Origin of the sequence: Pseudomonas antarctica (genome assembly GCF_900624995.1) — a bacterium.
In the GTDB taxonomy this organism is placed as follows: domain Bacteria; phylum Pseudomonadota; class Gammaproteobacteria; order Pseudomonadales; family Pseudomonadaceae; genus Aquipseudomonas; species Aquipseudomonas antarctica.
In genome coordinates this window covers 1-8,013 of sequence record NZ_UYXQ01000155.1, presented here as the reverse complement: position 1 = coordinate 8,013, position 8,013 = coordinate 1, and the positions used below count along the sequence as shown (strand labels likewise).

Below are 8,013 nucleotides of genomic sequence, written 5' to 3'. Positions count from 1 at the left end.
TTCCCGCTCAACGTCGACCTGCGTCCGATCGGCGAGGGCGATTTCCGCTTTGGCGTGCGCCCCAGCCATATCAGCCTGGTGCCGAGCAACGACGATGACCTGGAGCTCGCGGTGACCGTAGAAGTGGCCGAGATCAGCGGTTCGGAAACCTTCCTGCACGTGCGCAGCGAGCATTTCCTGCTGGTGCTGCACCTGCCGGGCGTGCACGAGTACGACGTCGACGCGCCGATCCGCGTGTACATCCCCACCCATAAACTGTTTGTGTTCGATGGCCAGGGCCGTTTGGTCCAGGCGCCCGGGCGCCGCGTTGCGAGGGTTGCCTGATGGCCGAGATCCATTTGCAGAACCTTGCGCACAGCTACAGCCCTACACCGGCTGGCCCCGAAGACTACGCGATTCGGGAAATGAACCACGTGTGGGAGCAGGGCGGAGCCTACGCCTTGCTCGGACCGTCGGGCTGCGGCAAGTCGACGTTGCTGAATATCATCTCTGGCCTGCTCAGCCCTTCGGAAGGCCAGGTGTTGTTCGACCACAAAGTGGTCAACGACCTCACTCCGGAAAAACGCAACATCGCGCAGGTGTTCCAGTTCCCGGTGGTGTACGACACCATGACTGTATTCGATAACCTGGCGTTTCCGCTGCGAAACCAAGGCATGGCCGAGGCGAAAATCCACAGCAAAGTGCAGGAAATCGCCGAAGTCCTCGACCTGCAAAACCTGCTGAGCAAAAAAGCGCGCAACCTCACCGCCGATGAAAAACAGAAAGTCTCCATGGGGCGTGGCTTGGTGCGTGACGACGTGTCGGCGATCCTGTTCGATGAACCGCTGACGGTGATCGACCCGCACCTGAAGTGGAAGCTGCGGCGCAAGCTCAAGCAGATCCACGAGCAGTTCAATATCACCATGGTCTACGTGACCCACGACCAGCTCGAAGCCTCGACCTTCGCCGACAAGATCGCGGTGATGTACGGCGGGCAGATCGTGCAGTTCGGTACGCCGCGCGAGTTGTTCGAGCGGCCGAGCCACACCTTTGTCGGCTATTTCATCGGCAGCCCCGGAATGAATCTGATCGAAGTGCAGGCAGAGGCCGGCGGGGTGCGGTTTGCCGGCACCCATTTGCCATTGTCCGAGGCTTTGCAGCAACGTATTGCCAGCACCGACTACAAGAAATTGCAGGTGGGTATCCGTCCGGAATTTATCCACGTGTGGGACGAGTACAACCCTGACGCGCTGCAGGCCGAAGTCACTCACCTCGAAGACCTTGGCACCTACAAGATCATGACCCTCAACCTCGACGGCGCGCCGTTGAAAGTGCGCCTGGCCGAAGACAAACCGGTGCCTGAAGGCAAGGCCTCGATCAGCTTCCCCGCGCAGTGGCTGATGGTCTACGCCGATGACTTCCTGCTGGAGGTGCAGCCATGAACAAGGTGCAAAACAACAAGGCCTGGTGGCTGGTGTTGCCGGTGTTCCTGCTGGTGGCGTTCAGTGCGGTGATCCCGATGATGACGGTGGTCAACTATTCGGTGCAGGACATCTTTGACCAATCCAGCCGCTACTTTGTGGGGACTGACTGGTACAAGCAGGTGCTGCTCGACCCGCGTTTGCATGACTCGTTGCTGCGCCAGTTCATCTACTCGGCCTGTGTGCTGTTGATCGAAATCCCGCTGGGTATCGCCATCGCCCTGACCATGCCGACCAAGGGCCGCTGGTCGTCTTTGGTGCTGATTATCCTGGCTATTCCGCTGCTGATACCTTGGAACGTGGTGGGCACCATTTGGCAGATATTCGGCCGTGCCGACATCGGTTTGCTCGGTTCAACCCTCAACGCCATGGGCATCAGCTACAACTATGCAGCCAACACCATGGACGCCTGGGTCACCGTGCTGGTGATGGACGTGTGGCACTGGACCTCGCTGGTGGCGCTGCTGTGTTACTCGGGGCTGCGCGCGATTCCGGACGTGTACTACCAGGCCGCGCGGATTGATCGGGCGTCTGCCTGGGCGGTGTTCCGACATATCCAGTTGCCGAAGATGAAAAGCGTGCTGCTGATCGCAGTGATGCTGCGCTTCATGGACAGCTTCATGATCTACACCGAGCCCTTTGTGCTCACGGGTGGCGGGCCGGGTAACGCCACCACCTTCCTCAGTCAGACCCTGACCCAGATGGCTGTCGGCCAATTCGACCTGGGCCCGGCGGCGGCGTTTTCCCTGGTGTATTTCCTGATCATTCTGTTGGTGTCCTGGCTGTTCTACACCGCCATGACCCATTCCGACGCCAACCGCTGAGGCCGCCAACATGAGCAAACGCAAGCTGATACCGCTGCTGATCTACATCCTGTTCCTGCTGGTGCCGATTTACTGGCTGCTGAACATGTCCTTCAAGAGCAACACCGAAATTCTCGGCGGGCTGACGCTGTTTCCGCAGGATTTCACCTTGGCCAACTACAAGGTGATCTTCACCGACCCAAGCTGGTACACCGGCTACCTCAACTCGCTGTACTACGTGAGCCTGAACACGGTGATTTCCCTGAGCGTGGCGCTGCCGGCGGCGTATGCCTTCTCGCGCTACCGATTCCTGGGTGACAAGCACCTGTTCTTCTGGCTGCTGACCAACCGCATGGCGCCGCCGGCGGTGTTTCTGCTGCCGTTTTTCCAGCTGTACTCGTCCATTGGTCTGTTCGACACCCACATCGCCGTGGCCCTGGCCCATTGCCTGTTCAATGTGCCGTTGGCGGTGTGGATCCTCGAAGGCTTCATGTCCGGCGTGCCCAAGGAAATCGACGAAACCGCCTACATCGACGGCTATAGCTTTCCCAAGTTTTTCGTGAAGATTTTTATCCCGCTGATCGGCTCCGGCATCGGTGTGACAGCGTTTTTCTGCTTCATGTTTTCCTGGGTCGAACTCTTGCTCGCGCGCACGCTGACCTCGGTTAACGCCAAGCCCATTGCGGCGGTGATGACGCGAACGGTCTCGGCCTCGGGGATTGATTGGGGCGTGCTGGCAGCGGCGGGGGTGTTGACGATCCTGCCCGGCATGCTGGTGATTTGGTTTGTTCGCAACCACGTGGCCAAGGGCTTTGCCCTGGGCCGGGTCTGAGGAGTCGATGATGGAATGGATGGCCTGGACCACCCCCACCGCGTTGTTCTTTGTGGCGATTGGCCTGCTGCTGGCAGGCATGACCACTTGGGAACTGCGCTCGCCGAGCATCCCTCGGCGCGGTTTGTTGCCGATCAGCACCACCCGTGGTGATCGTTTGTTTATCGGTCTTCTCGGCAGCGCCTACCTGCATTTACTGGTGATCGGCGTAACCGGCTGGAGCATCTGGGTGGCGACCGCGCTGTCCCTGGTGTGGCTGTTGTGTGTGATGCGTTGGGGCTAGTGCTCCGTGAATAAACAACCAGGAGGTCTCTATGTTGAATAAAAACAATAAGCTGCGACATAGCATTTCATTGGCTGCCGTATTGGCCCTCAGCGGTTTGAGCGCCACGGCCTGGGCCGATGCGTACGAAGATGCGGCAAAAAAATGGATCGGCAGCGAGTTCAAGCCGTCCACCCTCACCGAAGCCCAGCAGCTTGAAGAGTTGAAGTGGTTTATCAAGGCGGCCGAACCGTTCCGTGGGATGAAGATCAACGTGGTGTCGGAAACCCTCACCACCCACGAGTACGAATCCAAGGTGCTGGCCAAGGCCTTCAGCGAAATCACCGGGATCACGCTGACCCACGACTTGCTGCAGGAAGGCGATGTGGTGGAAAAGCTGCAAACTCAGATGCAGTCCGACAAAAATATCTATGACGGCTGGGTCAACGATTCCGACTTGATCGGTACGCACTTTCGCTATGGCAAGACCGAATCGATCACCGACCTGATGGCCAACGAAGGCAAGGACTTCACCTCGCCGACCCTGGATATCAAGGACTTTATCGGCATTTCGTTCACCACCGCGCCGGACGGCAAGATCTACCAGTTGCCCGACCAGCAGTTCGCCAACCTTTACTGGTTCCGCGCCGACTGGTTCGAGCGCCCGGAGCTGAAAGCCAGGTTCAAGGAAAAATACGGCTACGACCTCGGCGTACCGGTGAATTGGTCGGCCTATGAGGACATTGCCAAGTTCTTCAGCGAAGACGTCAAGGAAATCGACGGCAAGCGCATCTACGGGCACATGGACTACGGCAAAAAAGACCCGTCCCTGGGCTGGCGTTTCACCGATGCCTGGTTCTCCATGGCCGGTGGCGGCGACAAAGGCCTGCCCAACGGTTTGCCGGTGGACGAGTGGGGCATTCGCGTGGAGGACTGCCACCCGGTGGGCTCCAGCGTAACGCGCGGCGGCGATACCAACGGCCCGGCGGCGGTGTTTGCCACGCAGAAATACGTGGACTGGATGAAAGCCTACGCGCCACCGGAAGCGGCAGGCATGACGTTCTCCGAATCCGGCCCGGTGCCGTCCCAGGGCAACATCGCCCAGCAAATCTTCTGGTACACCGCGTTTACCGCCGACATGACCAAGCCGGGCCTGCCGGTGGTGAACGCCGACGGCACGCCGAAATGGCGCATGGCCCCATCTCCCGTCGGGCCTTACTGGGAAAAGGGCATGAAGAAGGGCTATCAGGATGTGGGTTCCTGGACGTTCCTCAAATCCACCCCCGAGAAACAGAAACTCGCGGCGTGGCTCTACGCGCAGTTCGTGACGTCGAAAACCGTCTCGCTGAAGAAAACCATCGTGGGTTTGACGCCGATTCGTGAGTCCGACATCAACTCCCAGGCCATGACCGACCTGGCGCCCAAACTCGGTGGCCTGGTGGAGTTCTATCGCAGCCCGGCGCGGGTCGAATGGACCCCGACCGGCACCAACGTGCCGGACTATCCGCGCCTGGCGCAACTGTGGTGGAGCAACATCGCCGCGGCTGCCAGCGGCGAGAAAACCCCGCAACAGGCGCTGGATAACCTGGCCAAGGAGCAGGATGCAATCATGACGCGCCTGGAACGCTCGAAGGTGCAGCCGGTATGCGGCCCGAAAATGAACCCCGAGCGTGACGCTCAGTACTGGTTCGACCAGCCGGGCGCACCGAAGCCGAAGCTGGCGAATGAGAAGCCGAAAGGGGAGACCGTGAGTTACAACGATTTGCTCAAGTCGTGGGAGGCGGCGCGTAAGTAAGCGCACTAGGTATAGCCTGATCCTGAGAGTGGCTTATATGGCGAGCGGCGCAAGCCCGCTCGCCATATAAGCCTCTTCACCCCATGAGCTTTGTATCTACAGGCAGGCCTTGTTCGCAGCCAAAATCCGCGCCGTATCCCGCGCCGGCGACAGCCCGAACACCCGCGCATAATCGCGGCTGAACTGGGTAGCGCTTTCATACCCCACCGCAAACGCCGCACTCGTCACGCTACTGGCAGTGGCCAGCATCAGCGTGCGCGCCTGCAGCAGCCGCACGCGTTTCTGGTATTGCAGAGGGCTCAGGTTGGTCACGGCCTTGAAGTGGCGATGAAACGCCGAAACACTCATCGCCGCTTTCTGCGCCAGCGCCTGCACTCCGATCGGCTCGGCAAAATCCCGGCGAATCGATTGGATGGCATGGCTGACTCGCGCCATGGCCGTGTCCGGTGCGGCGATTTCGCGCAACATCCAGCCGTGCGGGCCTTGCAGCACGTAGTAGAGGATCTCGCGCTCATACGCCGGCGCCAGCGCGGCAATCGCCATCGGGTCGCCCATCAGGCGCAGCATGCGCACCCAGGCATCCATTAATTCAGGCGTGATTGCCGCCACCGAGAATCCGGCGTGCTGCACACTGCGCTCGGTGGGCGCAGGCAGGTCATTGAGCAGCGTGGTCAGTACCGTCGGGTCCAGCGTCAGGCTGACCGCCAAGTAGGGTTCACCGCTGCTCGCCGGACTCACCGCCCCCACGGCAGGCAACTCGATGGACATCACAAAGTAGGTCGCCGGGTCGTAATGCAGCGTGCGGTCGCCCACGGTCATGCTTTTACTGCCCTGTAGGATCAGGTTGATCATCGGCTCATACACCGCCGCCAGCCTATGCTCCGGGATCGCGCCCTGAACCATCGCCACGCGTGGGATACCGGTCTCGGTGCGGCGGTTTTCGGCCTTGGCGGCCAAGGTGCGCAGTTCGATCAATGGATTATTCATGGCGACCATGCTGTTCCTTCCTACGAACCGCGCGCAAGCAAAAAAGCAGAAACAGGCAGGATTGGAGTAGAAACAGCTGCGCTGACAGGTAGGCCGATGGCTACTGTGGTTACTCAACTTTTAACTGCGGAGCAGGCCATGAGCGTTATCGTCATCACCGGAGGCAGTCGTGGGATTGGCGCCAGTACCGCCCAACTGTGTGCTCGCCAGGGCCACGGCGTGATCCTCACCTACAATCACAACCCCGAAGCCGCGCAGGCTCTGGTGCAGCGCATTGAGTCAGCAGGTGGTAAGGCCGTCGCCTTGGCGTTGGACGTGGCGAATGTCAGCACATTCGCGGCATTTCGTGAGACGGTGCTCCTCACGTTACAGGCTACCTGGGGCGTGCAGAAGCTGAACGGGCTGGTCAATAACGCCGGCTACGGCCTGTTCAACCCACTCGAATCCGTGAGCGAAGCGCAATTCGACGGCCTGTTCAACGTGCACCTCAAAGGTCCGTTTTTCCTCACCCAAAGCCTGCTGCCGCTGCTGGAAGATCACGCGAGTATCGTCAACCTCACCAGCGCCACCACTCGGGTTGCCACGGCGGGTGTTGCACCTTACGCCGCATTCAAAGGCGGCCTGGACGTACTCACTCGCTACATGGCCAAGGAGTTCGGGGAACGACGTATCCGCGCCAACGCCGTTTCTCCCGGCGCGATTCGCACCGAATTGGGCGGCGGCTTGAACGACGAGTTTGAGGCCCAGTTGGCCGGGCAAACCGCCTTGGGCCGTGTCGGCGAGCCAAAAGACGTGGCGCGGGTGATCGCCATGTTGTTGTCGACAGAAGGCCGCTGGATCAATGCCCAGACTATTGAGGTCGCGGGCGGCTACATCATCTGAATCGCGAGGTTACGCCATGCTGGATCATCTGTTCATCTCGGTCAGCGACATTGAGCGCTCCATCCGTTTCTACGCAGCGACGTTATCGCCATTGGGCATTACCGCGCGCGTTGATTACGACGGTAAAGACGGACCACCCGGTCATCCGGACCTCAAGGGCTTCGGTGCCCACGGGCGGATGTTCTTCTGGCTGCGCGAAGGTGTGGTCGAGCGGCGGGCCGTGCATGTGGGCTTTGTCGCCGGTAGTCGCGAGGAGGTGCAAAAGGCTTACGCCGCCGCGTTGGAGCAGGGCGCCATCGACAATGGCGCACCGAATGCACGTTTGCATTATGACCCCAATTACTACGCGGCCAACGTCCTGGACCCGGATGGCTACAGCCTCGAATTCGTCTACAAGAACTGGCAACACATCACGTGAGTTGCCATCATCAAGAGGAAGTCGGTTCTGCCAATGCCCGTGGGCCGAGCAAATCCATCACATCGCAGAACAACAGGCGATCACACCAGTCATTACGGTCACCGATCACATAGAAGCGCCGTTTGGCCCTTGTGGCGGCGACGTTCAGCAGGTTGGGCTCGCTGACCACCCAATCCCGTGCGCTGGGGTTCTCACTGTTGCCACCCAGCACCATGATCACCACCGCCGCTTCCTTGCCTTGCATCGTATGGATGGTGCCGTACACCATCTTGCGCGGCAGCAGGTCTTTGAGGCGGTCGCGTACCGCCTGGAACGGGGTAATGACGCAGATATCGCCAAGGCTCACGCCGTCCGCGCGAAGCCGGTTCAGCAAGTAGGTCAGTGCATCACCTTCTGCGGGTACCCAGTTGCCGATGGATCGACCGTTGGCTTGAACCCAACCTGTTGGCACGCTGGCGGGGGTTTCCTTTTCGGGGGACGGTGGGCGAGTTCCAAATACCATCACGCCGTCATAGGCGATGCGGTTTGCAAGCGCATACATCGGCCGGTCGCAACGGCGATGAACCACGAGGGG

The 8,013-nt window shown here is 60.1% G+C and carries 10 protein-coding genes; 8 read left to right on the top strand and 2 right to left on the bottom strand.

What is annotated here, in order from left to right:
- The 6 genes from E0F99_RS27515 to E0F99_RS27490 form a co-directional block, all read left to right on the top strand.
- The coding region (locus E0F99_RS27515; protein ID WP_130909045.1) for a TOBE domain-containing protein at positions 1-324 on the top strand (324 nt) is incomplete at its 5' end.
- Complete coding sequence (locus E0F99_RS27510) at positions 324-1,421, top strand: ABC transporter ATP-binding protein (protein WP_083358994.1); 1,098 nt, start codon at positions 324-326, stop codon at positions 1,419-1,421. The genes E0F99_RS27515 and E0F99_RS27510, both read left to right, overlap by 1 nt.
- Positions 1,418-2,284 (top strand): carbohydrate ABC transporter permease, encoded by an 867-nt coding sequence (locus E0F99_RS27505; RefSeq protein WP_046487164.1) that lies wholly within the window; start codon positions 1,418-1,420, stop codon positions 2,282-2,284. The genes E0F99_RS27510 and E0F99_RS27505 overlap by 4 nt, the downstream gene beginning before the upstream one ends.
- A gap of 10 nt (positions 2,285-2,294) precedes the next feature.
- The gene (locus E0F99_RS27500) at positions 2,295-3,095 is read left to right on the top strand and encodes a carbohydrate ABC transporter permease (protein WP_003232361.1); all 801 of its coding nucleotides are present in this window, start codon (positions 2,295-2,297) and stop codon (positions 3,093-3,095) included.
- Positions 3,096-3,105: 10 nt separating this feature from the next.
- Complete coding sequence (locus E0F99_RS27495) at positions 3,106-3,378, top strand: DUF2160 domain-containing protein (RefSeq protein WP_083358993.1); 273 nt, start codon at positions 3,106-3,108, stop codon at positions 3,376-3,378.
- Positions 3,379-3,409: 31 nt separating this feature from the next.
- Positions 3,410-5,152 (top strand): ABC transporter substrate-binding protein, encoded by a 1,743-nt coding sequence (locus tag E0F99_RS27490; protein ID WP_083358992.1) that lies wholly within the window; start codon positions 3,410-3,412, stop codon positions 5,150-5,152.
- Positions 5,153-5,248: 96 nt separating this feature from the next.
- Here E0F99_RS27490 and E0F99_RS27485 read toward each other — a convergent pair whose 3' ends face one another.
- Positions 5,249-6,139, bottom strand: a complete 891-nt coding sequence (locus E0F99_RS27485; RefSeq protein WP_173667122.1) for an AraC family transcriptional regulator — start codon at positions 6,137-6,139, stop codon at positions 5,249-5,251.
- 138 nt (positions 6,140-6,277) lie between these two features.
- Here E0F99_RS27485 and E0F99_RS27480 point away from each other — a divergent pair, with 138 nt between their 5' ends.
- Positions 6,278-7,021: an SDR family NAD(P)-dependent oxidoreductase gene (locus E0F99_RS27480; protein WP_083358991.1), complete on the top strand. Its 744-nt coding sequence runs from the start codon at positions 6,278-6,280 to the stop codon at positions 7,019-7,021.
- A 16-nt stretch (positions 7,022-7,037) separates the two neighbouring features.
- Complete coding sequence (locus E0F99_RS27475) at positions 7,038-7,439, top strand: VOC family protein (protein ID WP_083358990.1); 402 nt, start codon at positions 7,038-7,040, stop codon at positions 7,437-7,439.
- Positions 7,440-7,449: 10 nt separating this feature from the next.
- Here the strand turns inward: E0F99_RS27475 and E0F99_RS27470 are convergent.
- Positions 7,450-8,013: DEAD/DEAH box helicase (locus E0F99_RS27470; RefSeq protein WP_242626942.1), on the bottom strand; the 564-nt coding region annotated here is incomplete at its 5' end.